The following is a 23,721-nucleotide window of genomic DNA, read 5'->3' on the forward strand; positions in this document are numbered from 1 at the left end:
GCCCGGGGGCGCGTCGGGCCGGGGGTCAGACGAGGGAGGCGTAGAGCCCGGGGCGGCGGTCGCGCAGGTAGGGGTTGTTCTCGCGCGAGGCCCGCAGGAGCTCGGGGTCGACGTCGCCGACCACCATCTCCTCGCCGCGGCCGGCCCGGGTGCGGGTCACCCCGTCGGGGTTCGCCAGGCAGCTGAGTCCGACGAACTCGAACTCGCCCTCCGGGCCGGTGCGGTTGACGTACGCGATGTACATCTGGTTCTCGAAGGCCCGTACGGGGACGAGCTGTTCGGCGACGAACTGGAAGGGGTGCATCTGCGCGGTCGGCACCAGGAGGAGGTCGGTGCCGGCCAGGGCGTGGGACCGGACGTTCTCCGGGAACTCCACGTCGTAGCAGATCATGATGCCGACGCGGAGGCCGCCGAGGTCCGCCTGGACGACGGTGGTGTCGCCGGGGGTGAAGGCGTCCTGCTCGAAGCAGCCGAAGAGGTGCGTCTTGCGGTAGTTCGCCAGCCGGGCCCCGTCGGGGCCGACGAGCTGCGCCGAGTTGTGGACGGCGTCGCCGTCGCCGCGCTCGGGGTAGCCGTACAGGACGGCGACGCCGTGGCGGCGGGCGATCTCTCCGATCGCGGTGGCGGAGGGGCCGTCGGCGGCCTCCGCGAGGGCCGCGATCTCCTCGACCGGCAGCGCGTAGCCGGTCAGGAACATCTCGGAGGTCACCAGGAGCCCGGCGCCGGTCTCGGCGGCGCGGGCCGCTGCCTCGTCGAGAGCCTTGAGGTTCGCGGCGGTGTCGCCGAGAACGCCGGAGCTCTGGAGGAGGGCGGTGCGCAGCGCGGGCATGGGCTACCTCTGTGACAGGTGGGGTGGGTCCTACGAAGGTACGTTTTCGTGTTCGATCCGGACAAGGCGTGACCGTTGCGGCGGCAGCATCGATTCGTTGCGCGTTTGCCGTGTGGGGCGGTGATTCGTTGCGCGGGGGTTGCGGGGTGCCTGCGGGGGCGGGGCGTCCGGTCCGGTGGGGTCGGGCATAAAGGGGCCGGTGGCCGGTGCTGTGGTGGGTGATCGCCGTCCGCAGCAGCCGTCCGGCGGGTGCCGGCGCACCCGCGGAGAGGAGCCCAGGCCCCATGTCGTCCGTGTCGCCCGTGTCGCCCGAGACCGGGCCCGAGACCGGGACGGCTGCGCCCGTCCACGCCCTCGACAACCCTGTGTGGGCCGCGCTGGCCGGCCCGCACGCCGGTCTCGCCGAGGCTGGGCCGGCGGGCCTCGCGGCCCGCTACGCCGTGGACGTCTCCCCGTTCGCGGCGCTGGCCGATCCCGGTGATCCCCGTGCCTGGGCCGACCTGGCGGCGCTGGCCGGGCCGGACGCCCCGGTGTGGCTGACCGGCCTGCCGGTCCCGCCCGGGGACTGGACGACGGTGGCCCGGTTCGGCGGGGTGCAGATGGACGGTACGGCGGTACGGGCGGAGCCCGACGCCGAGGCCGTGCGGCTGGGCCCGGCGGACGTGCCGGAGATCCTGGAGCTCGTGGAGCTGACCCGGCCGGGGCCGTTCCTGGCGCGGACCGTGGAGCTGGGCACGTACCTGGGGATCCGGCGGGGCGGCCGGCTCGTCGCGATGGCGGGCGAGCGGATGCGGCCGCCGGGCTGGACGGAGATCAGCGCGGTGTGCACGCACCCCGAGCACCGCGGGCAGGGGCTCGCCGCCCGGCTGGTGCGGGCGGTCGCGGCGGGGGTCGCCGAGCGCGGGGAGCGCCCGTTCCTGCACGCCGCGGCGGACAACACGGGCGCGATCACGCTGTACGAGGCGATGGGCTTCACGCTGCGCCGCCGGCCCCTCTTCGTCGGGCTGCGCACGCCCGCCGCCTGAGGCCGGCGCCCCGGCGGACGGGGCCGGTGGGAACGCGCCGTCCGGGACGGTCCGGCAGACGGCATGTTTCGCGTCCCGCGCAGCGGGTCACACGCGGAAGCGTCGATGAGCGACTTCCGAGGAGGGGACCACCATGACCGATGTCTCACGGCTGCCGGGCGCCGCCGTCCACCACTGGCAGTGGCAGCTCCGCGCCGCCTGCCGGGACCTGGGCCCCGGCCGCTTCTACCACCCGGCCGGCGAACGCGGCCCGGAGCGGGAGGACCGGGACGCGGCCGCGAAGCGGGTGTGCGCGGTGTGCCCGGTGCGCGCCGCCTGCCTGGAGCACGCGCTGCGGACCAAGGAGCCCTTCGGGGTGTGGGGCGGGCTGACCGAGGAGGAGCGCCGGGCACTGCTGGGCCGCCGGTCCGCGTCGGCGCGCGGCGTGCCCGCGGCGGCCGGCGGCGGCCGGTGAGCGCGCGTCCCGCCGCCGCGGTGCGCGGGCGGCATGCGGAAGGCCCCCGGCGGGATGCCGGGGGCCTTCGTCGTACGCGTGCCTGTGCGGCGGCCGGGCGGGCTGCTCAGGCCGGGGCGCCGGAGGTGAAGCGGCGCAGCAGCGGGGAGAGGACGAGCACGGACTTGGTGCGTTCCACGAAGGGTTCGCCCGCGATGCGCTCCAGGACGCGCTCGAAGTGCCGCATGTCGGAGGCGAAGACCTGGACGAGGGCGTCCGCGTCGCCGGTGACGGTCGACGCGGACACCACCTCCGGGTACCGCTCCAGCCCTCGCCGGATGTCGTCCGGCGAGGTGTTGTGGCGGCAGTAGATCTCGATGAAGCCCTCGGTCTCCCAGCCCATGGCGGCCGGGTCGACGCGGACGGTGAAGCCGGTGATGGCGCCTTCCGCCCGCAGCCGGTCCACGCGCCGTTTGACGGCCGGGGCCGAGAGCCCGACCTCGGAGCCGATGTCCGCGTAGGAGCGGCGGGCATCCTCGGCGAGGGCGTGCACGATGCGTTCGTCGAGATCGTTCAGTCGCACTGCGGGTGGATCACATTTCTGCTGTGGCCAGTCGGGAGCGGCGGACGCCGTACAGGAAGTACACCACGATGCCGACGGCCATCCAGACACCGAACGCGATCCACGTGGCGACGGGCAGGCTGTACATCATGTAGCCGCAGGCGAGGAAGCCGAGGATCGGCGTGACCGGGAACAGGGCGACCTTGAAGGTGCGCGGCATGTCCGGCTTGGTGCGGCGCAGGATCACGACGGCCACGTTGACCAGGGCGAAGGCGAAGAGGGTGCCGATGCTGGTGGCGTTGGCCAGCTCGCCGAGCGGGATGAAGGCCGCGAGGGCGCCGCAGAAGAGGGAGACGATGAGCACGTTGGCGCGGGGGGCGCCGGTCTTCTCGTCGACCTTGGCGAAGACCTTCGGGACGAGGCCGTCGCGGGACATCGCGAAGAGGATGCGGGTCTGGCCGTAGAGCACGGCGAAGACGACGGAGGCGATGGCGACGACGGCGCCGGCGGCGAGGACGACGCCCCAGAAGGTGCCGCCCGTGACGTCGGTCATGATCTGGGCGAGCGCGGCCTCGGTGCCCTCGAAGTCCTGCCACGGCATGGCGCCGACGGCGACGAAGGCGACGAGGCAGTACAGGACGGTGACGATGCCCAGGGAGAGCATGATCGCGCGCGGCAGGTCCTTCTTCGGGTTCTTGGCCTCTTCACCGGCGGTGGAGGCGGCGTCGAAGCCGATGTAGGAGAAGAAGAGCGTGGAGGCGGCGGCGCTGATGCCGGTGATGCCGAGCGGGGCGAGCGGGGCGTAGTTGCCGCCCTTGATGCCGAGGACGCCGATGCCGATGAAGAGCAGCAGGGTGACGATCTTCACGACGACCATGATCGTGTTGATGCGGGCGCTCTCCTTGGCGCCGCGCATCAGGAAGACCATGGCGAGCAGGACGACGACCAGCGAGGGCAGGTTGATGAAGCCGCCGTCGCCCAGCGGGGCGGCGGAGAGCTTCTCGGGGATGGTGATGCCCAGCATCCCGTCGAGCAGCTCGTTGAGGTACTGGCCCCAGCCGACGGCGACCGCCGAGACGGAGACGGCGTACTCGAGGACCAGGCACCAGCCGCAGACCCAGGCGATGAACTCGCCCATGGTGGCGTAGGAGTAGGAGTACGAGGAGCCCGAGACGGGCACCGAGCCGGCCAGCTCCGCGTAGGAGAGGGCCGAGAAGAGCGCGGTGAGGCCCGCGACGATGAAGGCGATCGTGACGGCCGGGCCCGCCTTGGGGGCCGCCTCGCCGAGCACGACGAAGATGCCGGTGCCGAGGGTGGCACCGATGCTGATCATGGTCAGCTGCCACATGGTGAGCGAGCGGCGCAGCGTGCCGCCCTCACCCTGGCCGCCCTCGGCGACCAGCTGCTCCACGGGCTTGCGGCGCAGCAGCGGGTTCGCAGGCTTGCGCTTCTCCTGGGAGAGCGGGGGCGCCTGGCCGTGATCGAGCACGAGGGGACTCCTTTGACACTGCGGAGGGGGAATGAGGCATCGACCGCAGCGGTCCGGGCAGGACGCAGACAAGAGTCTGGGCATGGGGGGACCGCCGAGCAGGCGGTCCGCGCCACTCCACGTACAGCGAGTGAGCCTACGAGCAGAGTGATACCGCCCGTAATGCACCATCCTTGCACATTGGCGCACGATCGTTGCACGGATCCGTCCGGAATAGACCTTTGTTGCGTACGGATGATCGATCGGTGCGCTGGAGACCGGAGGGCCACACTTTGACGCACCGTCAGATCTCCCGCCGCGCGGCACCCCGGGACGCCCCCGGGACCACCGGATGGGTCGATCCGGAACCCTTCCTGCGCGGGGTCGCCTGGCTCGACCGGGGCCGCCCCGTCCGGGCCGACCCGGCCGACACGATGCGGCTCCCGTGGGATACCGGCCGCCGCGCCGACCTGCCGATCGGGGTCCGGCTGGAGTTCACCGCGCCGGACGCCGCAGCCGTCGAGATCCGCTACCGGGCCGAGGCCCCCGGCCCCGCCCCCGGCGCGATGCGGAACCTCGCGCACGTCTTCGCCCTGTGGGACCGCCGCGGGCTCCTCGGCGAGGTGTGGGCCGACCCGGCCGCCGAGGGCGCCGTCCGCATCCCGCTCCCCGCGGGGCCCGGCCCCTTCACCGTCCACCCTCCCGAGGCGTGCTCGCCCCGCGTCCTCGCCCTCCGGGGGATCGGCGGCCCCCTGGCGCCCGCCCCGCCCGCACCCCGATGGGTGGTGCACGGCGACTCCATCACCGAGGGCTGGTGGTCCACCAGGCCCGCCCACGGCTGGCCCGCCGTCGCCGGCCGGGCCCTCGGCTGGGACACCGTCAACCTCGGCTACGCCGGCGCCGGGCGCGGCGAACTCGCCACCGCCGAACAGCTCGCCCGCCTCCCCGCCGACGTCCTCACCCTCGCCTTCGGCACCAACTGCTGGTCCTGCGTGCCCCATTCACCGCCCCTGCTGTACGAGACCACCCGCGCCTTCCTGGACCTCGTCCGCCAGGGCCACCCCCGCACCCCCCTGCTGCTGGTCTCCCCGGTGCTCCGGCCGGACGCCGAGGACACCCCGAACCGGCTCGGCGCCACCCTCGGCGACCTGCGCGCCGCCATGGAGCGGGCCGTACGCGACCGCATCGCCGCCGGGGACGCACGCCTCGCCCTGCTGCCCGGCCGCGGCCTGCTGCAACCGGGGCACCTGGCCGACGGACTGCACCCCGACGACGAAGGACACCGGGTTCTCGGCCTTGCTGTGGCCACGTCCCTGCGGCGCGCCGGGTTCGACGCGCGCTGAGTGAGACACCCCACACCGGAGCCGTTGAACAGAGCGCGCCCCGCACGGCGTGTCCTTCGCACAACTGCCGGCGCACCGCACACCGCGGAGGCGCCGGGGACGGACACACCGAACGGGAGAGACCACCATGGGCATCAAGCGCGGGAGCACCCTGGCCGCCGTGGCCGCCGTCGTCGCACTGACCGCGACGGCCTGCGGCGGGGGCGGCGGCAGCGAGGCCGGCTCCGCGAAGCCGGCCGGGGCCGCCGCCCAGGCGGCCGGTGCCGGGGCCGACTCCGCCTACGGGTCCGACTACGGCTCCGGCGCCGGAGCGGGGTCCGGCTACGGTTCGGCGGGCGACACCGGGGCCGGGAGCGGCCCGGCGGGGCAGCTGGCGGTCGCCGAGACCGACAAGGCCGGTCCCGTCATCACCGACTCGGCCGGGCTCACCCTCTACCGCTTCGACAAGGACACCGCCGAACCCCCGAAGTCGAACTGCGACGGCGACTGCGCCAAGGCATGGCCGCCCGTGCCCGCCGGCGCCGGTGCCGCGTCCGGCATCGACCCCAAGCTGCTCGGCGAGGTGGCCCGCGGCGACGGCACGAAACAGCTGACCGTGGCCGGCTGGCCCGCGTACCGCTACGCCAAGGACACCAAGGCGGGCGACGTCAACGGGCAGGGCGTGGGCGGCACCTGGTTCGCCCTCGCACCCGACGGCAAGAAGGCGGCGAAGCCGGCGGCAGGCGGCGGGGGCGGCGCCCCCGCCTCCCCCGAGCCGAAGCCGGAGGGCGCGCAGCCCGCCCAGGCGGGCCTCTCCGTCGCGACGAACCCCAAGCTCGGCGAGCACGTCGTCGACGGCAACGGGATGACCGTCTACCGATTCAAGCCGGACAGCGCCTGGCCGATGGTCTCCAAGTGCACGGGCGACTGCCTGGCCAAGTGGCCGGTCGTACCGCCGGTGGACAAGGCGGGCGTGAAGGGCGTCACGCTGAAGAACTTCTCGGTGCTCGACCGCCCCGACGGCAGGAAGCAGCAGTCCATCGACTGCTGGCCCGTGTACACCTTCGCGGGCGACAAGAAGCCCGGTGACGCCAACGGCCAGGGCGTCGGCGGCCAGTGGTACGCCGTCTCCCCCGAGGGCAAGCTGATCACCGCCTCCTGACCGCCGGCCGGACGGCCCGCCCACTCCCCTCCCCCTCCCCCCACCCACGGACCGCGCGGCCCCCCGCTCCCCCTCCCCCAGGCGGGCGGGCCGCGCACCCGTTCCCCCGCCGCGCGCCCGTCCCTAGACTTCCGTCGCATGCTGCGCGTACTGGCCGTCGACGACGAGAAGCCGCTCCTGGAGGAGCTGCTGTACCTGCTGCGCTCCGACGCCCGGGTGCTGAGCGCCGAAGGCGCCTCGGACGCCACCGGGGCGCTGCGCCGGATCACCCGCGCGCTGGAGACCGGGCCCGACGGCCCGGACGGCATCGACGTCGTCTTCCTCGACATCCACATGGCCGGGCTGACCGGCCTGGACATCGCCCGCCTGCTGGCGGGCTTCGCGCGTCCGCCGCTCGTCGTGTTCGTCACCGCGCACGAGGGCTTCGCCGTGCAGGCGTTCGACCTCAAGGCGGTGGACTACGTCCTGAAGCCGGTCCGTCCCGAGCGGCTGGCCGAGGCCGTCCGCCGGGCCTGCGACCAACTCGGGCGCACCGCGGCCGGCCCGGCGGGGACCGGCGGCGGACTGCCCGCCCCGGCCGCGCCCACACGGCACGGGGCGGGGGCCGGTGCGGCGCCCGCCGGGGGCACCCCGGACCGGGCGGCGGAGATCGCCGTCGAACTGGGCGGCGTGACGCGGTTCGTGCCCGTCGCCGACATCCGTTACGTCGAGGCCCAGGGGGACTACGCCCGCCTGCACACCGACGCGGGCAGCCACCTGGTGCGCATCCCCCTGGCGACCCTGGAGGAACGCTGGGCCGAGCGGGGCTTCGTCCGCATCCACCGCCGCCACCTGGTGGCGCTCGGCCGGATCGAGGAGCTCCGGCTGGACTCCGGCACGACCAGCGTGCGCGTCGGGTCGGCGGAGCTCCAGGTCAGCCGTCGCCACGCCCGCCAACTGCGGGACCTGCTGATGCGCCGGGCGACGGGGTAGCGGGCCCCGCGGCGCCGGCCCCGGGCAGGAGGAGGGCTGAGGCGGCGTGGACGGTCAGCCGGATCGGCAGGAACTCCGTTGCGTCCAGCCGCGGTTCGCCGGTTCCCGGGTTGAGCGCGTAGCGGGGGTGGGCCGCGGCGGCAACCTGCCAGCGGATGCAGTGGCCGGGTTCGAAGCGGTGGGCGGTGCTGCCCAGGGCGACGCGCACCCCGGCGGGTCGGCCCGGGTCGGCCCGGACGGGCGCGATGCCGTCGCAGACGTTCACGGAGCGGCCGTCGGGGGCGACGTCGCAGAGCCGGGCGAAGACGTCCGTGTGCCCGGTGTCGGTGGAGACCGTCATCCGGGCCGTGACGGGGCCGATGACCTCCACGGCCTCCTGAAGCGGCGGTCCCGTGAAGACGAGGACGTCCTCGCGGGCCTCCGCGGCGCGGGTGTCCCGGGCGCCTGCGGTGCGGGAGAGGAGGCGGCCGCCGACCGACGGAGCGGGGTCGCCCGGATCGTGGCGCAGCGAGGCGAGCGGCTCCTGCCCGTCGGTGGGAGGGTACGCGGTGAGGGCCCCGCCGGGCGCCGCGTACCAGGCGGTGGCGGCGGGCGGCTCGGCCGGCCAGTCGGCGAGGTCGCGCCATTCCTGCGCGCCGCCGACGTGGACGCGGACGGGGGTGGGCCGCAGCCCGGAGGGGTCGTCCCGGAGGTGGGCGCGCAGCCAGGCGAGGGCGTCCGCGAACACGTCGGGCAGTCCCTGCCCGAGGGCGGAGGCATGGGTCCACGGTCCGGCCAGGAGGCTCACGTCGCAGCCGGCCCGGCGCAGGCGCCGGTACTGCTCCAGCGACTGGTCGGCGAGGAGGTCGTGCCAACCGGTGACGAGCGCGGTCGGGACGGCCACGCGGTCCAGGGAGGGCGCGAGGTCGGCGCCGTCCCAGAAGGCGTCGTCCGGGTCGGGCCGGTCCATGGCCTCCTCCAGCCAGGGGATCTCGCCGAGGGCGTCCCGGTGGGCGCCGCGCAGGGGGCGGGCGGTGGTGACGGCCCCCAGCCGGCGCTGCAGCCGGAGCATCGCCCTGACCAGCGCGAGCACGCCCCGGTGCTGGAAGGCCATGGCGGTCCCGCCGGCCAGCATCGTGTCGAGGTTCGGCACACCGCCGGCGTGGTAGCAGCCGTGCGGGTCGTGCAGGCCGAGCTGGACGACCATCGCCTTCAGCTCGGGCGGCGGGTCGAGGGCCAGGGCCCACTGGGTGTAGCCGAGGTAGCTGGGGCCGATGGTGGCGAGCCGCCCGTCGAACCAGGGCTGTCCGCGCAGCCACTCCACGGCGGCCTGCCCGTCGGCGGGTTCGTTGCGCCAGAGGTGGAAGGCGCCGCCGGAGCCGCCGGTGCCGCGGCAGCTCTGCACGACGACGTGGAAGCCCTGTTCGGCGAAGAGCAGGCCGTAGAGGGGGGACCAGGGCAGGCCCCTGCCGTACGGGGTGCGGACGAGCAGCGTCGGGAAGTCGCCCCGCTCGCGCGGGAAGTAGTGGTCGGTCAGGAGCGGGCTGCCGTCCGCGGCGGGCACCGGCAGGCCGGGTTCCCACCCGACGGCGTGGCGGCGCGGCGGCAGGCCGCGCCAGGTGTTCCGCATCAGCCGGGCGGGGAGCGGCGGCCTGCCGGCGGGCGGCGTCCAGTGCTGCCGCGTGCGGGGGCCGGGGGCGGTGGCGGCGGGTCGGGGAGGCAGGGGCATGGCGGTGGCGTCGCCCTTCTTTGCGTACGGCGTACTACGTACAGCGTACGTTAATGGGGGTGGGGGCATCCGGCAAGGCCGCCCCCGCCTCGCCGCCCGGCGGCCCGACCGCCGCAGCCCGACCGCCCGGCGCCGCGCCCGGTCCGTTCGTCGCGCCGTGCGCCGCGTACGGCGCCCCGCCCCCGCCGTCGGCCGCACCGCCCCCCGCCGCACCCGCCGGCACCCCCGGGCCGCCCTATCGTGGGAGCGACGTCACCAGGGGAGGGTGGGCGGATGGCCGACATCCAGGCGCTGCTCGACGCCGTGGCGGGGCTGCCCCGCGCCCGGCCCGCAGGACCCGACGAGGCCGAGGCGCTGCTCGCCCGGCTGCGCAGCGCGGCCGCCCGCTGGGCCGACGTCCTGTACGAGGCCGGCGAGGGCGCGGGCCGGCAGCTCCCGCCGCGCGCCGAGGCCGCACTGAAGCTGGCCTTCCGGCGGGCCGAGGACTCGTACGTCGAGCTGGAGATCGCCCTGCGGGACTGCACGGAGCACCGGGGCGCGGCACCCTGACGGCCCCGCGCGGCGGGCGCCGGAGCGCGTGCCCCCGACCGCCCGCGCGCCGGGCGGCGCCCCGGCCCGGCGTGGCCGGAGCAGGGCGTGGGAACGCGCCGGATCACGCCTGTTGCCACTCGCGCACCGTGCGTAGACTCCCTCACCCCTCCCCCGGCCGAAGGACCCCCGGTGAACCAGACGTACGCGCTGACCGCGGTCACCGCCGTCGTCCTGGCCACGGTGCTCGTCGGCGCGCTGGGGCTGCGGATCTCCCGCACCACCTCCGACTTCTACGTCGCCTCCCGCACCGTCGGCCCCCGTCTCAACGCGGCCGCGATCAGCGGGGAGTACCTCTCCGCTGCCTCGTTCCTCGGGGTGGCGGGGCTGGTGCTGCTCCAGGGGCCGGGGATGCTCTGGTACCCGCTCGGCTACACCGCCGGCTACCTGGTGCTGCTGGCGCTCGTCGCGGCCCCGCTGCGGCGCTCGGGGGCGTACACCCTGCCCGACTTCGCCGAGGCGAGGCTGGAGTCGCGGGCCGTTCGCCGGATCTCCGTGCTGTTCGTGGTGGGTGTGGGCTGGCTGTACCTGCTGCCGCAACTGCAGGGCGCCGGGCTCACGTTGGAGATCCTCACCGGGGCTCCGCACTGGGCGGGCGGGGCCGTCGTCGCGGTCGTGGTGACCGCGGCCGTCGCCGCGGGCGGGATGCGGAGCATCACCTTCGTCCAGGCCTTCCAATACTGGCTGAAGCTGACGGCCCTCCTGGTGCCCGCGTTCTTCCTGCTGGCCGCCTGGGCCGCCGACGGCGCCCCCCGAGCGTCCTTCGACGCCCCGGCCGTCTTCCGCGAGCACACCTCCGTCACCCTCGCCGAGGACGTGCGGCTGACCCTGGACGCGCCGCTGGCGGTGACCGCCACCGGCCGCGTCGACGGGCGCACCCGCACCGCCGAACCGCTCACCCTCTCCCCCGGCGAGCACCTGGTCGGGGCGCGCACCCGGCTGGAGTTCGCGCCGGGCACCCCCGTCCCGCAGTCCCGCGCGGCGGCCGGGGCCGGCGCCTCCCGCTGGTCGGAGCCGCTGGCCGGGGACCGCGGGGACAGCCCGGCGTCCGGCCTGTACGCCACGTACGGGCTGATCCTGGCCACGTTCCTCGGCACCATGGGCCTGCCGCACGTCGCGGTCCGCTTCTACACCAGCCCCGACGGGCGGGCCGCGCGCCGCACCACCCTGGCCGTGCTGGGCCTGCTCGGCTCCTTCTACCTCCTGCCGCCCCTGTACGGGGCCCTCGGCCGGACGTACGTCCCCGAACTCGCGCTCACCGGCGACGCCGACGCGGCCGTGCTGGTGCTGCCCGAGCGGGTCATCGGCGGGCTGCCGGGCGACCTGCTGGGGGCGCTGCTCGCAGGCGGGGCGTTCGCCGCGTTCCTGTCGACAGCGTCCGGGCTGACGATGGCCGTGGCCGGGGTCCTGCACCAGGACGTCCTGCCCGGGCGGGGGCTGGGCACCTTCCGCATCGCGGCCGTCGCGGCGATGGCGGTGCCGCTCGCCGGGAGCGTCGCCCTGGCCGACGCGCCGGTTGCGGACGCGGTGGGGCTCGCGTTCGCCGTGTCCGCGTCCTCCTTCTGCCCGCTGCTCGTCCTCGGCATCTGGTGGCGCGGGCTCACCCCGCCGGGCGCGGTCGCCGGGCTGGTCGCGGGCGGCGGGGCCGCCTTGGGCGCGGTGGCCGCGACGCGGGCGGGGGCCGCCCCGCAGGGCTGGGCCCACACCCTGCTGGCCTGGCCGGCCGCCTGGTCCGTGCCGCTGGGGTTCCTGACGATGGTGCTGGTGTCGCTGGCCACGCGCTCGCGCGTGCCGGCCGGGACGGCGGCGACCCTGGCCCGGCTGCACCTGCCGGAATCCGTGGCCGTCGCCCGCCCGGGCGGCGCCCGGTGAGCGCGGCGCTCACCGCGGCGCTCACCGCGGCCGGGGCGGCCCTGCTGGGCGCGGGGTGGGCGGGCGGCCGGTGGCACGCCCGGCGCGCCGAGCGGGCCTCCGGGCCGGCCCTGGGGACTCCCGTGGAGCGGGCGACGTTCCACACCCTGCACACGGCGTCGCTGGCCGCTCCCCCGCTGCGGGCCGGCCTGACCGCGGACTCGGCCCGCAAGGCGGCCCGGCGGCTGCGCTCGCTGCTCGGCACCGAGGCGCTGTGCCTGACCGACCGGGAGGCGGTGCTCGCCTGGGACGGGCCGGGCGCCGACCACCACGGGGAGCGGGCGGTGGCCCGGGTGGCGGCCGTGCTCGACTCGGGGCGGAGCGTCAGCGTGCGCACGGGCTGCGAGCGGCCGGACTGCCCGCTGCGGTGGGCGGTGGTGGCCCCGCTGACCGGGGAGGACGGGGTGCTGGGCGCGCTCGTGGCGTACGGCTCGCAGGAGTCGGCGGTGCTGGTGCGCGCGGCGACGGAGGTGGCGCGCTGGGTGTCGGTCCAGTTGGAGCTGTCCGAGCTGGACCGCTCGCGGACCCGGCTGATGGAGGCGGAGATCCGGGCGCTGCGGGCGCAGATCTCCCCGCACTTCATCTTCAACTCCCTTGCCGCGATCGCCTCGTTCGTGCGGACGGACCCGGAGCGGGCCCGCGACCTGCTGCTGGAGTTCGCCGACTTCACCCGCTACTCCTTCCGCCGGCACGGCGAGTTCACCACGCTGGCCGAGGAGCTGAGGTCGATCGAGCAGTATCTGGCGCTGGCCGGGGCCAGGTTCGGGGACCGGCTGAAGGTGGTCCTCCAGGTCGCGCCGGAGGTGCTGCCGGTGGCCCTGCCGTTCCTGTGCCTGCAGCCGCTCGTGGAGAACGCGGTCAAGCACGGCCTGGAGGACTCCGCCGGGGAGTGCCTCGTCACGATCGCGGCCCGGGACGCGGGCGCGGAGGCCGTGATCACCGTCGAGGACAACGGGGTGGGGATGGACCCGGCGCTGCTGCGGCGGATCCTGTCCGGGGAGGCCGGGGAGCGGGCGGGGTCCTCGCCGGGGATCGGGCTGACGAACGTGGACGAGCGGATCCGGCAGGTGTACGGGGACGCGTACGGCCCGGTCATCGAGACGGGGGTCGGCGCGGGCATGAAGGTGACCCTGCGGATCCCCAAGTACCGCGCCGGGGTGCACAGCACCCCGCCGGGGCGGCTGCCGTGACGGCACCTGCCGGGGCCCGGGCATGCCGGCGGCCCCGGCCCGACCCGCTTCGCGCGGGTACGGGCCCGGGGCCGCCGGGCGGGCCGTACGGTCCGGGCCGGGGTCAGCTCCAGCTGGCGTGCAGCGGCTTGCCCTCGGCGTAGCCGGCGGCGGACTGGACGCCCACGACGGCCTTCTCCGCGAACTCGGCCAGGGAGCCGGCACCCGCGTAGGTGCAGGAGGAGCGGACACCCGCGATGATCGAGTCGATCAGGTCCTCGACGCCCGGGCGCTGCGGGTCGAGGAACATGCGGGACGTGGAGATGCCCTCCTCGAACAGCGCCTTGCGGGCGCGGTCGTAGGCGGACTCCTCCGAGGTGCGGTTGCGGACGGCGCGCGCCGAGGCCATGCCGAACGACTCCTTGTAGAGGCGGCCGTCGGCGGACTGCTGGAGGTCGCCCGGGGACTCGTAGGTGCCGGCGAACCAGGAGCCGATCATCACGTTGGACGCGCCGGCGGCCAGGGCCATCGCCACGTCGCGCGGGTGGCGGACGCCGCCGTCGGCCCAGACGTGCTTGCCGTACTTCCTCGCCTCGGCGGCGCACTCCAGGACCGCGGAGAACTGGGGGCGGCCCACGCCGGTCATCATGCGGGTCGTGCACATGGCGCCGGGACCCACGCCGACCTTGATGATGTCGGCGCCGGCGTCGACGAGGTCCTTGACGCCCTCGGCGGCGACGATGTTGCCCGCGACGATCGGGACCTGCGGGTCCAGGGCGCGCACGGCCTTGATCGCGGTGATCATCGACTCCTGGTGGCCGTGGGCCGTGTCGATGACGAGCGTGTCCACGCCGGCGTCGAGGAGCTGCTTGGCCTTGCCGACGTAGTCGCCGTTGATGCCGATCGCGGCGGCGATCCGCAGCCGCCCGGCGGCGTCGGTGGCGGGCGTGTAGAGGGTCGCGCGCAGGGCGCCCTTGCGGGTCAGGAGGCCGACGAGGCGGCCGTCGGCGTCGACGGCGGGGGCCAGCTTGCGGTGGCCGGCGTCGAGCTTGTTGAAGGCCTCGCGGGCGTCGATGCCGGCGTCGATGAGCAGCAGCTCCCTCGACATGACCTCGGAGAGCTGGGTGAAGCGGTCCACGCCGGTCAGGTCGTGGTCGGTGACCACGCCGACCGGCCGGTTGTCGGCGTCGACGACGACGCCGGCGCCGTGGGCGCGCTTGGGCAGCAGGGAGAGCGCGTCGGCGACGGTCTGGGTGGGCGCCAGCGTGATCGGGGTGTCGAGCACGAGGTGGCGGGTCTTGACCCAGGTGATGACGTCGGTGACGACCTCGATCGGGATGTCCTGCGGGATAACCACGAGCCCGCCGCGGCGGGCGACGGTCTCGGCCATGCGGCGGCCGGCGATCGCGGTCATGTTCGCGACGACGAGCGGAATGGTGGTGCCGGTGCCGTCGGGGGAGGAGAGGTCCACGCCCTGGCGGGAGCCGACCGCGGAGCGGCTCGGCACCATGAATACGTCGTCGTACGTCAGGTCGTACGGCGGCTTCAGGTCATTGAGGAAACGCACGTGCAGAACATCCCAGTCGAGTCGGAGGATCCCGTCATACCCAGGAAGGGCAGCCGAGGAAACGCACGTACTTCATTCTCACACGGCCCGGCACGAAAGCCGCCCCGGCTGATCGTCCAGGACATACCGGACCTGCTGGTGGGTTCCTACCACGGTGTGGTGCGGGCGTGCCGCCGGCAGGTTCGGGGAGGCCCGCCCCTTGCCTCGGACCCGCCCTCGGATGCAACGTTGATTACATGATTACAGCCGAACAGAGCGAGCAGCTCCGCACCTGGTTCGCCGACCGCCTCCCGGCCGGCGTCTACGCGTCCGTGGTCGAGGTCGTGGCCGACCGCGAGGAGATCACCGTCGTCGGCACCCTCCCGGCCGGCGAGTCCCCCGACGCGTTCCGCGAACGCACCCGGGAGCAGCGCATGGAGGTAGCCCGCGAGGCGGAGGAGCTCTACCGCCGCAAGGTGGCCTGGGGCGTCCGCTCCGGCGCGGAGCGCATCCTCTTCACCCACCTGGCCGTCCCCGTCATGACACGGCTGCGCCAGCCGGAGCGGCAGGTCCTCGACACCCTCGTCGAGGGGGGCGTGGCCCGCAGCCGGGCCGACGCCCTCGCCTGGTGCGTCCGCCTCGTCGGCCGCAACACGGACGCCTGGCTCACCGAGCTCCGCGACTCCCTCGCCAAGGTCCGCGAGGTCCGCGAGACGGGCCCGGACCGCGAGGACACGTCCGGCGGGGCGGGGCCGCGGCCGGAGGGGCCCGGGCCTGACCCTGCCTGAAACAGGGCAGGGTCAGGGACGGGCCGCCTCAGGGACGGGTGCCGGGCGCGCCCTCGGGCGGCTCCACCGGGCCGTCGTCGAGGACCACGTCCAGCCGCGCCCCGCCGCCGGGCCCCCGCCCGCGCGCCACGGCCTCCTCCAGGACCTCCCGGAGCGTCTCCCAGTCCCCGGGGCGCGCCGCCGCCCAGCCGCGCCAGGACGTCACCGCGATCAGCCGCCCCGGCGCCTCCGGCAGCCACGACAGGTCACCCAGCGCATCGGCCAGTGCGTCCCAGTTCCGCCCGAACCACCGCGGCAGCTCCAGCGCCTCCTCCCAGCGCCGCATCAGCTCCGCCTTGCCGCGTACACCGCCCAGGTCCACCCGGACGGTCGCCCAGCCGGCCTCCTCGGCGGCGGCCAGCGCCGGTGCCAGCGGTCGCGGATGCAGGGTCATCGGAGAACCGCCTTGAAGGAGTCGTAGTGGTCGTCCGTGTAGTAGAACTCGCCGCCGCCCCCCGTCACGATCCGCCGGGCGCCGCGGTCGCGCTCCCCCGGGGTGCGCACCGTGTACTCGTGGTAGTAGCCGCGCTTCTGCCGGGGCAGGATCTTCTCGAAGTTCCCGAACACCGTCCCGTCCTGCCGGTACGGGTACGGCCCGCCCCTGTCGATGAGGGCGAGCACCTCGCGGGCCTGCGGGGGCAGCTCGTCGGGCCGTACGGTGGCCATGCCCTGCGCCCACGCCGGGGCGGACGCCGAGGGCCGCTGCGACGGCAGCGCGCCCTGCGCGGACCCGGACGGGCCGCACCCGGCCGCCGCCACCAGGGCGACGACCAGGAACACCGCCCCGAGCACGCGTGACAGCAGCCGGGGCACGTTCCTCACGATCATGCCCCGATCGTGCCAAAGATCCGTTTCGGGGGCGAGTCGCCCACCGGAGGCCGGATCAGTCGTCCGGGTCGGCCCGGTCCAGCGCCGGCCGCAGGCCCGGCTCCGACTCGGTCAGCAGGTAGTCCGCCACCGCCGTGTCCGTGACCAGGCTCGTCACCAGGCCCGACCGCAGGACCGCGCCGATCGCGGCCGCCTTGCGCAGGCCGCCCGCGATCGCCACCACCTCGGGGATCCGGCGCAGCCGGTCCGCCTCGACCGTGATGCAGCGCTCGCCGAGGTCGCGGCCGACCCGGCGGCCGTCCTTGTCGAAGAGGTGCGCGGACATCTCGGCCGCCACGCCGAGGGAGGCGTAGTGGGCGCGCTCCTCGTCGGTCAGCATGTCGTGCACGGTGGAGATGCCCGGCTCCCAGGAGCCGATCGACACCGCCGCGACGGTCACCTTGTCGAAGTATTCGAAGGCGCGCGCGATGCCCGTCTGGCTGCGCAGTGCCGCCGCCGTCGCCGGGTCGGGCAGCAGCATCGGCGCGTAGATCGGGTGCGCGTCGCCGCCGGAGACCTGCGCGGCGCGGCGCACGGCCTCCACCGAGCCGCGCTCCGCCGTGCCCGCGTCGTACACGCCGGTCAGCTGCACGACGGTGCACTGCGGCAGCCTGTGCAGCGAGGCCGCCATGTGGATGGTCGACCGGCCCCACGCCAGGCCCAGCACGTCGCCCTCGCTGACGAGCTCGCCCAGCAGGTCGGCCGCCACCGCGCCCAGGTTCTCCGGGTCCGGCGCGTCCTCGGTCGTGTCCGCCGGGGACTCGACGACCACGGCGTGCCGCAGCCCGTACCGGGCGCGGAGTGCGTCGGAGCGCTCCGCGTCCAGTTCGGCCGGCACCCGGATCTCGATCCGCACGAGGTCGCGCTCAAGGGCCGTCTCCAGGACCCTGGCCACCTTGAAGCGGCTCACGCCGAACTCCTCGGCGATCTGGATCTTGGACTTGCCCTCCAGGTAGAAGCGGCGGGCCATGGCCGCCGCCTGCACCAGCTCCGCGGGTCCCATCCGCAGGGCTGACCGTCCCGCCGACATTGCCGACACCGCGTTCTCCTCACTGCTGTTCACACTCTCGACTCGCCGTTCATCCTGTCAGATCCGGCGGCCGTTGATCAGCCTGGACGGCTCCCGTTCACCGAGCCGTCCACCAACCCTTGCCTCAGTGGTCGCATACCCAGGGCGCCGCGGCGATCGCGACGTCCGCCTGCTCGCGCAGCGTGCGTACGGCAGCTGCCGGATCAACCGCCCCGTAGACCGCGCTTCCGGCGACGAAGACGTCGGCCCCGGCCTCCGCGCACCGCTCGATGGTGGTGGCCGAGACACCGCCGTCGACCTGCAGCCAGATGTCCAGATCATGCTTGGCGATCAGCTCCCGGGTCCGGCGGATCTTGGGCAGCATGATGTCGAGGAACGGCTGGCCGCCGAACCCCGGCTCGACCGTCATGATCAGCAGCATGTCGAGCTCGGGGAGGATGTCCTCGTACTGCTCGATCGGCGTCGCGGGCTTCAGCGCCATGGCCGCGCGGGCGCCCTTGGCCCGGATCTCCCGCGCCAGGCGCACCGGCGCGGCCGCCGCCTCTGCGTGGAACGTGATCGAGCCGGCCCCGGCCTCCACGTACTGAGGCGCCCAGCGGTCCGGGTTCTCGATCATCAGGTGCAGGTCGAGCGGAGTGTCCGTGGCCCTGCTGAGCGACTCCACGATCGGCATGCCGAGGGTCAGGTTCGGGACGAAGTGGTTGTCCATGACGTCGACGTGCAACCAGTCGGCACCCTCGACGGCCTTCGCCTCCTCGGCGAGACGGGCGAAGTCGGCGGACAGGATGCTGGGAGAAATCTGAGCGGCCATGCCCCAAGCCTGCCATGCCCCCGCCGCCTTCAGGCCACGACCCCGGCCCCGGCCCCGGCCGGGGACGGGGGCCGGGGCGGGGGCGGGGGCCGGGGCGGGGGCGGGGGCGGGAGCCGGGGCGGGAGCCGGGGGTATGGGGCGGAGCGGGGCCGGAGACTGAACCGGGGGCACCGGATGAGCGGGGGCCGACGGCTCAGGGCCGGAGGGCGATGCGGGGGCGGCGGGCGGCGGGAGCCGATCGGTCGGCGGCGGAAGAGGGACTGGGGGTGTCCCCGGCAGTTGATGGTGTCCGGGGCGGCCCGGTCCCTCAAGGGCGCGCCCTTCGGTCGCGTCGCTACGCGATGGCCCTGGCGGGCCACCCTTGACCGACCGACCCGCCCCGGAGGCATTTTTTCTGCCGGGACGCCCCCAGGGGAACGGCCAGGGGGTACGTGGACCATTCAGGGCCATCAGAGCCCTTTCCCTCCCGCCCCGGGGGCCCCTTTCGCCCCACCGGCATCAGCCGACCCGTCGCCGGAAGCTGGGTGGGCTGTGACGTCTGGAAACGACGTCCAGAGCATCATCCGCAGACAGGAGCGCCCCGGATCGCTACGTGGGCGCCGTCGGCTTGGCGTCCGGCGGCCGTCAGGGGCCGGGGCGCGCGGCAGATCGCTACGTGGGCGTCCTCGGCTCGGCGTCCGGCGGCCGTCAGGGGCCGGGGCGCGCGGCAGATCGCTACAGGGTCGCTCTCGGCTCAGCGTCCGGCGGCCGTCAGGGGCCGGGGCGCGCGGCAGATCGCTACGTGGGCGCCCTCAGCTCAGCGGCCATCGGCCGTCGTCGTGGGCAGCGAAGCGCCCCAGCCCGCCATAGACCCCATCTGTTTCGGCGACCGACCACCGCCCAAGGCGCCAAGGCGCCTCAGACCGCTGCATGCGCGGGCTGCTCGGCGACCGCCCGCAGTCCGGGGCAGCGAAGCGCCCCGCCACACTGCCCGCTGCCGCCTCCTCGCCGACCGGCCGCCATCCGGGGCAGCGAAGCGCCCCAGCCCGCTTCGCCCTCCTCACCCCTGCGCGACACCGGGCCGTCAGGGGGCGCGAAGCGCCCCCGCCCACTCCCTGCTCCTCCCATATCGGCCTCCGGCCGCAGAACGAACGCATCCACCCCCGCCCACCGCCATGATCCGGCGATCCAGAGGCCCGGCGCTCAGCCGCCGAGCCGACGGCGCCCCCGTAGCGATCTGCCGCGCCGCCCGGGCCTCTGACGGCAGCCGGGCGCCGAGCCGAGGGCGCCCACGTAGCGATCCGCCGCGCCGCCCCGGCCCCTGACGGCCGCCAGACGCCGAGCCGAGGGCGCCCACGTAGCGATCCGGGGCGCTCCTGTCCGCGGATGATGCTCTGGACGTCGTTTCGTGCGGTCACAGCCCACCCGGCTCCCGTCGGCGGGTCTGCTGATGCCGGTGGGACGGATGCGGCGGCCGGGGCGGGAGGGCAGCGGCTCTGACACGCCCGGTAGGTCATGGTCCCTCCAGGCCGTTCCCCTGGGGGCTTCCCGGCAGCTTGTTGGCATTCCGGGGCGGGCCGTCCTGTCCAGGGTGGCCCGCAAGGGCCATCGCGCAGCGACGCGACCAACGGGAGCGCCCTTTACAGGACGGCCCGCACCGGAAGGACAATCGGCTGCCGGGACACCCCCAGCACCACCCGACCCCGAGCCCCCGGCTCCCGCCCCGCCCGACGCCACAGTTGCGCCTCCGGCCCCGCCCGACCGGCCCCCGCCGAACACCGCCCCCGCCGTCGCCTTCCGAGCCCGAGTCGCCGGCTTCCGGCTGCCCGCGCTCCGCCGCCTCCGCCCGGCCCCGCTCGTCGGCTCCCGCACCCGGCTTCCGCCCTCCTGTCCGCCCCCGGCCCGGCCCCGCCCCGGCCCCTACCCCACCCTCCGCAGCAGCGCCAGGTACATCGCGTCCGTGCCGTGCAGGTGCGGCCACAGTTGGATGTCCGGGCCGTCGCCCAGGGCCGGGACGCCCGGGAGGTAGGGGCGGGCGTCGATCAGTTCGGCGGCGACGGGCTCCGCGGCGGCGCCGCGGCCCTTCAGGACGTCGTCCACGACGACGCGGGTCTCCGCCAAGTGCGGCGAGCAGGTCGCGTAGCCGACCACGCCGCCGACGCGGACTGCGGACAGGGCCTCGCGGAGCAGCGCGCGCTGGAGCGGGGCGAAGCCCTCGATGTCCTGCGGGCGGCGGCGCCAGCGCGCTTCGGGGCGGCGGCGCAGGGCGCCGAGCCCGGAGCAAGGGACGTCCATCAGGACGCGGTCGAAGGAGCCCGGGAGCCATGCGGGGCGGGTGCCGTCGGCGGTGATGACCTGGTAGGGCCCGGGGTTGCCGTGGAGGGCGCGTTCGACGAGGCGAGCGCGGTGCGGCTGCTTCTCGGAGGCCAGCAGGAAGGCCCCGTGCTCGGCGGCGAGGGCTCCGAGGAGGGCGGCCTTGCCGCCCGGGCCCGCGCAGCCGTCGAGCCAGCGCTCGTCGCGGCCTTCGACGGGGACAGCGGCGAGCGCCGCGGCCACGAGCTGGCTGCCCTCGTCCTGGACGCCCGCGCGCCCCTCGCGTACGGCCTCCAGCGCGCCGGGCTCGCCGCCCTCGGCCATCCGCACGGCGTACGGGGACCAGCGCCCGGGCAGGGCGGCGTCCTCGCCGACGGCGGCTACGAGTTCCTGCGTCGTCGATCGGCCGGGCCGGGCGACGAGGGTGACCTCGGGCCGCTCGTTGTCGGCCTCCAGCAGGTCCTCGATGCCGGCGCGCCCGCCGCCGAGGGCGTCCCACAGGGCGCTGACGACCCAGCGGGGGTGGGAGTGGCGGACGGCGAGGTGCTCCTCTGCGTCCACCTCGTACGGCGGGGCGACGCGCTCCAGCCACGCGTCCAGGTCGTGCGCGGCGATCTTGCGCAGGACCGCGTTGACGAACTTGGCGCGCCCGTCGCCCAGGACGACGCGGGCGAGTTCGACGCTCGCCGAGACGGCGGCGTGGCTGGGGATGCGGGTGCCGAGGAGTTGGTGGGCGCCGAGGGAGAGCACGTCGAGGACGGGCGGGTCGACCTCGCGCAGCGGGCGGTCGATGCACGCGCTGATGACGGCGTCGTACGTGCCCTGGCGGCGGAGCGTGCCGTAGACGAGTTCGGTGGCCAGGGCGGCGTCGCGGGCGTCGAAGTCGCCGTTCTCGCGGGCCTTGCGCAGCAGCGGCGGCAGGACGAGGTTCGCGTACGCGTCGCGCTCGTCCACGGCCCGCAGCGCCTCGAAGGCGAGGATGCGGACCGGGTCCTTCTTGGGCCGGCGGTACGGCTTGGGCTGCTTGCCGCCGGGGGCGGCGGGACGGCGGCGGGGCTGTTCGCTCACGTGGAAGGTGCTCCGGATGTATGGAGGTACGGATGTACGGGATGTACGGGACGTACGGAAGGGGATGAACGCGTGTCGATCGGGTCGAAAGGGTCGGACCGGCCGGCATCTGCCAGCCTACGTCGCCCCCGCGGGGCCGGCCCGGCCGCTGGGCGGCGGCGGGGACTGGGTGCGGCGCCCAGGGGGTTGTGTGAAAGTCCCGCACGGCGCCCACGGCGCCCGGCACGCACTCGGGCCGCACCGGCCGAAGCCCCGAGTACGCCCCGTACGAGGGGTTTCGCCCGGCACGCCGAGAGCACTCAACCGGACACCGCGGGCACCGCCGGCGCCGCACAGGGCCTTCGCAACGCCCCCTAGCCCAGCCGCTCGCCCGCCGCGATGCGGACGCCGCGGGCCCAGTCGGCGGCGCGCATCGGCTTCTTGCCCTGCGGCTGCACCCACAACAGCTCGGCCGCGTGGGAGCCGGTGCCGACGTACACGTTGTTCTTGGCGGCGGCGAGTTCGCCGGGGGCCAGGTCGGTGCGGGCGGGCAGCAGGCCGAGGGAGACGACCTTGAGCCGTTCCCCGCGGAACAGCGTCCAGGCGCCGGGAGCGGGGGTGCAGCCGCGGACGACGCGGTCGGCGCGCATCGCGGGGGCCGACCAGTCGATGCGGGCGTCCTCGACGGTGATCTTGGGGGCGTGGGAGACGCCGTCGGCGGCCTGGGCGACGGCGCGCAGGGTGCCGTCCTCGATGCCGTCCATGGTGGCGGCGAGCAGCCCGGCGCCGGCGAAGGCGAGGCGGGTCAGCAGGTCGCCGCTGGTGTCGGTGGGGCGGATCTCCTCGGTGAGGACGCCGAAGACGGGCCCGGTGTCGAGGCCTTCCTCGATGCGGAAGGTGGAGGCCCCGGTGACCTGGTCCCCGGCCAGGATGGAGTGCTGGACGGGGGCTGCGCCGCGCCAGGCGGGCAGCAGGGAGAAGTGCAGGTTGACCCAGCCGTGGCGGGGGATGTCGAGGGCGCTCTTGGGCAGGAGGGCGCCGTAGGCGACGACGGGGCAGCAGTCGGGGGCGATCTCGCGGAGCCGGGCCTGGAAGTCGGGGTCGCGGGGGCGGACCGGCTTGAGGACCTCGATGCCGGCTTCCTCGGCGCGTTCGGCGACCGGGCTCGCGACGAGGCGGCGGCCGCGGCCGGCCGGTGCGTCGGGCCGGGTGACGACGGCGGCGACCTCGTGGCGCCCGGAGGCGATCAGGGCGTCCAGGGCGGGGACGGCGACCTCGGGGGTGCCGGCGAAGACGAGCTTCACTGGGGTCCTACCTCGATATCTCGGCTGTCAGCAGCGCACCAGTCTATGGGTCGGGTGGGCTGCGGGCCTGCGCCGGGCCCGCGCCGGACCCGGCCCGCGGTCGCCTCCCGGGCCCCATCAGCCCCACCAGGGGGCGGGCCGCACATGCGCGCGCCTCTCGCATATGCCGACACGCCCCCGAGGCGTGACTTCCTCGACCGGTGGCGCGTTGGTCAAGAGAGATTGACCGAAACCGGGCCGCGTTCAGAACGGTGTCTGCGGCCCGATCCGCTCTTCAGCACCGGTTCGAGAGGCTTCTTCATGGCCGACCACGCCACCCACGACGCCCAAGCACGGGCCAGCCTGCATCTCCTGGTCCGGGACATCGAGCGGGTCCGCCGGCAGGTGGATGCTCTGCGTACGCTCACCGCCCAGCTCGGCAACGTGTACCGCCCGCGCCGCTCCGGTCCTTCGACGGGCTTCGTCGTCTACGGCCGGGCCCCGGCGCCGACCGTCCGCCTCGCCCAGGAGCTGCGGGACAGCGTCGAGACGCTGGTGACCGCCGCCGTGGACTTCGACCGCTCGCTCGGCTTCTCGTGGGACGCGGTCGGCTCGGCCCTCGGCGTCACCAAGCAGGCCGTGCACCGGCGCTACGGGGCCCGGCGCGCGCAGGCCGCGGAAGCGGCGGAGCCGCTGGCCGAGGGGACGGCGACGCGGACCCTCAACCCGCTGCCGACGGTCCCCGCGGCGCGCTCCGTGCCGCCGCAGCCGGTGCGCGAGGAGTCGCAGGCCGCGGCGGTTGCCCGGCCGGCCGCGTTCCCCGGGCCGCGCAACGGCTGACCGCCCGTCCGGCCGCCGGGACGCCGACC

The 23,721-nt window shown here is 75.3% G+C and carries 21 protein-coding genes; 10 read left to right on the forward strand and 11 right to left on the reverse strand.

Annotated elements, in window-relative coordinates:
• Positions 1–25 precede the first annotated feature (25 nt).
• Positions 26–829 (reverse strand): carbon-nitrogen hydrolase family protein, encoded by an 804-nt coding sequence (locus tag C0216_RS20680; protein WP_114056719.1) that lies wholly within the window; start codon positions 827–829, stop codon positions 26–28.
• Between the two features lie 284 nt (positions 830–1,113).
• On the opposite strand from C0216_RS20680, the gene C0216_RS20685 reads away from it, so the two are divergent.
• Together C0216_RS20685 and C0216_RS20690 are read left to right on the forward strand one after the other, a co-directional pair.
• Positions 1,114–1,854 (forward strand): GNAT family N-acetyltransferase, encoded by a 741-nt coding sequence (locus C0216_RS20685; RefSeq protein WP_114056720.1) that lies wholly within the window; start codon positions 1,114–1,116, stop codon positions 1,852–1,854.
• A gap of 133 nt (positions 1,855–1,987) precedes the next feature.
• Entirely contained in the window at positions 1,988–2,308 is a 321-nt protein-coding gene (locus C0216_RS20690; protein WP_114056721.1) for a WhiB family transcriptional regulator, read from the forward strand.
• A 106-nt stretch (positions 2,309–2,414) separates the two neighbouring features.
• Here the strand turns inward: C0216_RS20690 and C0216_RS20695 are convergent, their stop codons facing one another.
• Positions 2,415–2,870 (reverse strand): Lrp/AsnC family transcriptional regulator, encoded by a 456-nt coding sequence (locus C0216_RS20695; RefSeq protein WP_007262967.1) that lies wholly within the window; start codon positions 2,868–2,870, stop codon positions 2,415–2,417.
• A 10-nt stretch (positions 2,871–2,880) separates the two neighbouring features.
• Positions 2,881–4,338 (reverse strand): amino acid transporter, encoded by a 1,458-nt coding sequence (locus C0216_RS20700; RefSeq protein WP_114056722.1) that lies wholly within the window; start codon positions 4,336–4,338, stop codon positions 2,881–2,883.
• A gap of 272 nt (positions 4,339–4,610) precedes the next feature.
• Here C0216_RS20700 and C0216_RS20705 point away from each other — a divergent pair, with 272 nt between their 5' ends.
• The 3 genes from C0216_RS20705 to C0216_RS20715 all read left to right on the forward strand — a co-directional run bounded on the left by C0216_RS20705 (position 4,611) and on the right by C0216_RS20715 (position 7,773).
• The gene (locus tag C0216_RS20705) at positions 4,611–5,660 is read left to right on the forward strand and encodes a GDSL-type esterase/lipase family protein (RefSeq protein WP_246042644.1); all 1,050 of its coding nucleotides are present in this window, start codon (positions 4,611–4,613) and stop codon (positions 5,658–5,660) included.
• Positions 5,661–5,787: 127 nt separating this feature from the next.
• On the forward strand, positions 5,788–6,801 hold the full coding sequence (locus tag C0216_RS20710; RefSeq protein WP_114056723.1) for an SCO0930 family lipoprotein: 1,014 nt from the start codon (positions 5,788–5,790) through the stop codon (positions 6,799–6,801).
• A gap of 138 nt (positions 6,802–6,939) precedes the next feature.
• Positions 6,940–7,773 (forward strand): LytR/AlgR family response regulator transcription factor, encoded by an 834-nt coding sequence (locus tag C0216_RS20715; protein WP_114056724.1) that lies wholly within the window; start codon positions 6,940–6,942, stop codon positions 7,771–7,773.
• Here C0216_RS20715 and C0216_RS20720 read toward each other — a convergent pair.
• Complete coding sequence (locus C0216_RS20720; RefSeq protein ID WP_114058814.1) at positions 7,715–9,382, reverse strand: CocE/NonD family hydrolase; 1,668 nt, start codon at positions 9,380–9,382, stop codon at positions 7,715–7,717. The genes C0216_RS20715 and C0216_RS20720 overlap by 59 nt on opposite strands.
• Positions 9,383–9,754: 372 nt before the next feature.
• On the opposite strand from C0216_RS20720, the gene C0216_RS20725 reads away from it, so the two are divergent.
• The 3 genes from C0216_RS20725 to C0216_RS20735 all read left to right on the forward strand — a co-directional run bounded on the left by C0216_RS20725 (position 9,755) and on the right by C0216_RS20735 (position 13,170).
• Entirely contained in the window at positions 9,755–10,030 is a 276-nt protein-coding gene (locus C0216_RS20725; RefSeq protein ID WP_114056725.1) for a hypothetical protein, read from the forward strand.
• 171 nt (positions 10,031–10,201) lie between these two features.
• Positions 10,202–11,941 (forward strand): cation acetate symporter, encoded by a 1,740-nt coding sequence (locus C0216_RS20730; protein ID WP_114056726.1) that lies wholly within the window; start codon positions 10,202–10,204, stop codon positions 11,939–11,941.
• Positions 11,938–13,170 carry a histidine kinase gene (locus C0216_RS20735; protein WP_114056727.1) on the forward strand — a complete coding sequence of 411 codons (1,233 nt, stop codon included), beginning with the start codon at positions 11,938–11,940 and terminating at the stop codon, positions 13,168–13,170. The genes C0216_RS20730 and C0216_RS20735 overlap by 4 nt, the downstream gene beginning before the upstream one ends.
• Before the next feature lie 103 nt (positions 13,171–13,273).
• Here C0216_RS20735 and C0216_RS20740 read toward each other — a convergent pair whose 3' ends face one another.
• On the reverse strand, positions 13,274–14,722 hold the full coding sequence (locus tag C0216_RS20740) for a GuaB1 family IMP dehydrogenase-related protein (protein ID WP_174250532.1): 1,449 nt from the start codon (positions 14,720–14,722) through the stop codon (positions 13,274–13,276).
• A gap of 230 nt (positions 14,723–14,952) precedes the next feature.
• Here C0216_RS20740 and C0216_RS20745 point away from each other — a divergent pair, with 230 nt between their 5' ends.
• Positions 14,953–15,483, forward strand: coding sequence for a hypothetical protein (locus tag C0216_RS20745; protein WP_114056729.1), 531 nt, complete (start codon positions 14,953–14,955; stop codon positions 15,481–15,483).
• Positions 15,484–15,511: 28 nt separating this feature from the next.
• On the opposite strand, the gene C0216_RS20750 is transcribed toward C0216_RS20745, so the two are convergent.
• The 6 genes from C0216_RS20750 to fmt form a co-directional block, all read right to left on the reverse strand.
• On the reverse strand, positions 15,512–15,916 hold the full coding sequence (locus C0216_RS20750; RefSeq protein WP_114056730.1) for a barstar family protein: 405 nt from the start codon (positions 15,914–15,916) through the stop codon (positions 15,512–15,514).
• Positions 15,913–16,350 (reverse strand): ribonuclease domain-containing protein, encoded by a 438-nt coding sequence (locus C0216_RS20755; RefSeq protein ID WP_114056731.1) that lies wholly within the window; start codon positions 16,348–16,350, stop codon positions 15,913–15,915. Before C0216_RS20755 ends, C0216_RS20750 begins: the two co-directional genes overlap by 4 nt.
• A gap of 55 nt (positions 16,351–16,405) precedes the next feature.
• Complete coding sequence (locus tag C0216_RS20760) at positions 16,406–17,419, reverse strand: sugar-binding transcriptional regulator (RefSeq protein WP_114056732.1); 1,014 nt, start codon at positions 17,417–17,419, stop codon at positions 16,406–16,408.
• 124 nt (positions 17,420–17,543) lie between these two features.
• Positions 17,544–18,230: a ribulose-phosphate 3-epimerase gene (rpe, locus tag C0216_RS20765; protein WP_114056733.1), complete on the reverse strand. Its 687-nt coding sequence runs from the start codon at positions 18,228–18,230 to the stop codon at positions 17,544–17,546.
• A 1,899-nt stretch (positions 18,231–20,129) separates the two neighbouring features.
• Positions 20,130–21,590 (reverse strand): RsmB/NOP family class I SAM-dependent RNA methyltransferase, encoded by a 1,461-nt coding sequence (locus C0216_RS20770; RefSeq protein ID WP_114056734.1) that lies wholly within the window; start codon positions 21,588–21,590, stop codon positions 20,130–20,132.
• A gap of 353 nt (positions 21,591–21,943) precedes the next feature.
• Positions 21,944–22,873 carry a methionyl-tRNA formyltransferase gene (gene fmt, locus C0216_RS20775; protein WP_114056735.1) on the reverse strand — a complete coding sequence of 310 codons (930 nt, stop codon included), beginning with the start codon at positions 22,871–22,873 and terminating at the stop codon, positions 21,944–21,946.
• A 300-nt stretch (positions 22,874–23,173) separates the two neighbouring features.
• Here fmt and C0216_RS20780 point away from each other — a divergent pair, with 300 nt between their 5' ends.
• Complete coding sequence (locus C0216_RS20780) at positions 23,174–23,692, forward strand: hypothetical protein (protein WP_114056736.1); 519 nt, start codon at positions 23,174–23,176, stop codon at positions 23,690–23,692.
• Positions 23,693–23,721: the final 29 nt, after the last annotated feature.

The sequence above is a fragment of the Streptomyces globosus genome, from assembly GCF_003325375.1.
Classification (GTDB): domain Bacteria; phylum Actinomycetota; class Actinomycetes; order Streptomycetales; family Streptomycetaceae; genus Streptomyces; species Streptomyces globosus_A.

Excerpts from the sequence above, each read along its gene's own strand:
- C0216_RS20680 (WP_114056719.1), bottom strand. The coding sequence starts at position 829 with ATGCCCGCGCTGCGCACCGCCCTCCTCCAGAGCTCCGGCGTTCTCGGC.
- C0216_RS20685 (WP_114056720.1), top strand. The coding sequence starts at position 1,114 with ATGTCGTCCGTGTCGCCCGTGTCGCCCGAGACCGGGCCCGAGACCGGG.
- C0216_RS20690 (WP_114056721.1), top strand. The coding sequence starts at position 1,988 with ATGACCGATGTCTCACGGCTGCCGGGCGCCGCCGTCCACCACTGGCAG.
- C0216_RS20710 (WP_114056723.1), top strand. The coding sequence starts at position 5,788 with ATGGGCATCAAGCGCGGGAGCACCCTGGCCGCCGTGGCCGCCGTCGTC.
- C0216_RS20715 (WP_114056724.1), top strand. The coding sequence starts at position 6,940 with ATGCTGCGCGTACTGGCCGTCGACGACGAGAAGCCGCTCCTGGAGGAG.
- C0216_RS20720 (WP_114058814.1), bottom strand. The coding sequence starts at position 9,382 with ATGCGGAACACCTGGCGCGGCCTGCCGCCGCGCCGCCACGCCGTCGGG.
- C0216_RS20725 (WP_114056725.1), top strand. The coding sequence starts at position 9,755 with ATGGCCGACATCCAGGCGCTGCTCGACGCCGTGGCGGGGCTGCCCCGC.
- C0216_RS20745 (WP_114056729.1), top strand. The coding sequence starts at position 14,953 with ATGATTACAGCCGAACAGAGCGAGCAGCTCCGCACCTGGTTCGCCGAC.
- C0216_RS20750 (WP_114056730.1), bottom strand. The coding sequence starts at position 15,916 with ATGACCCTGCATCCGCGACCGCTGGCACCGGCGCTGGCCGCCGCCGAG.
- C0216_RS20755 (WP_114056731.1), bottom strand. The coding sequence starts at position 16,350 with ATGATCGTGAGGAACGTGCCCCGGCTGCTGTCACGCGTGCTCGGGGCG.
- C0216_RS20760 (WP_114056732.1), bottom strand. The coding sequence starts at position 17,419 with ATGTCGGCGGGACGGTCAGCCCTGCGGATGGGACCCGCGGAGCTGGTG.
- rpe (WP_114056733.1), bottom strand. The coding sequence starts at position 18,230 with ATGGCCGCTCAGATTTCTCCCAGCATCCTGTCCGCCGACTTCGCCCGT.
- C0216_RS20780 (WP_114056736.1), top strand. The coding sequence starts at position 23,174 with ATGGCCGACCACGCCACCCACGACGCCCAAGCACGGGCCAGCCTGCAT.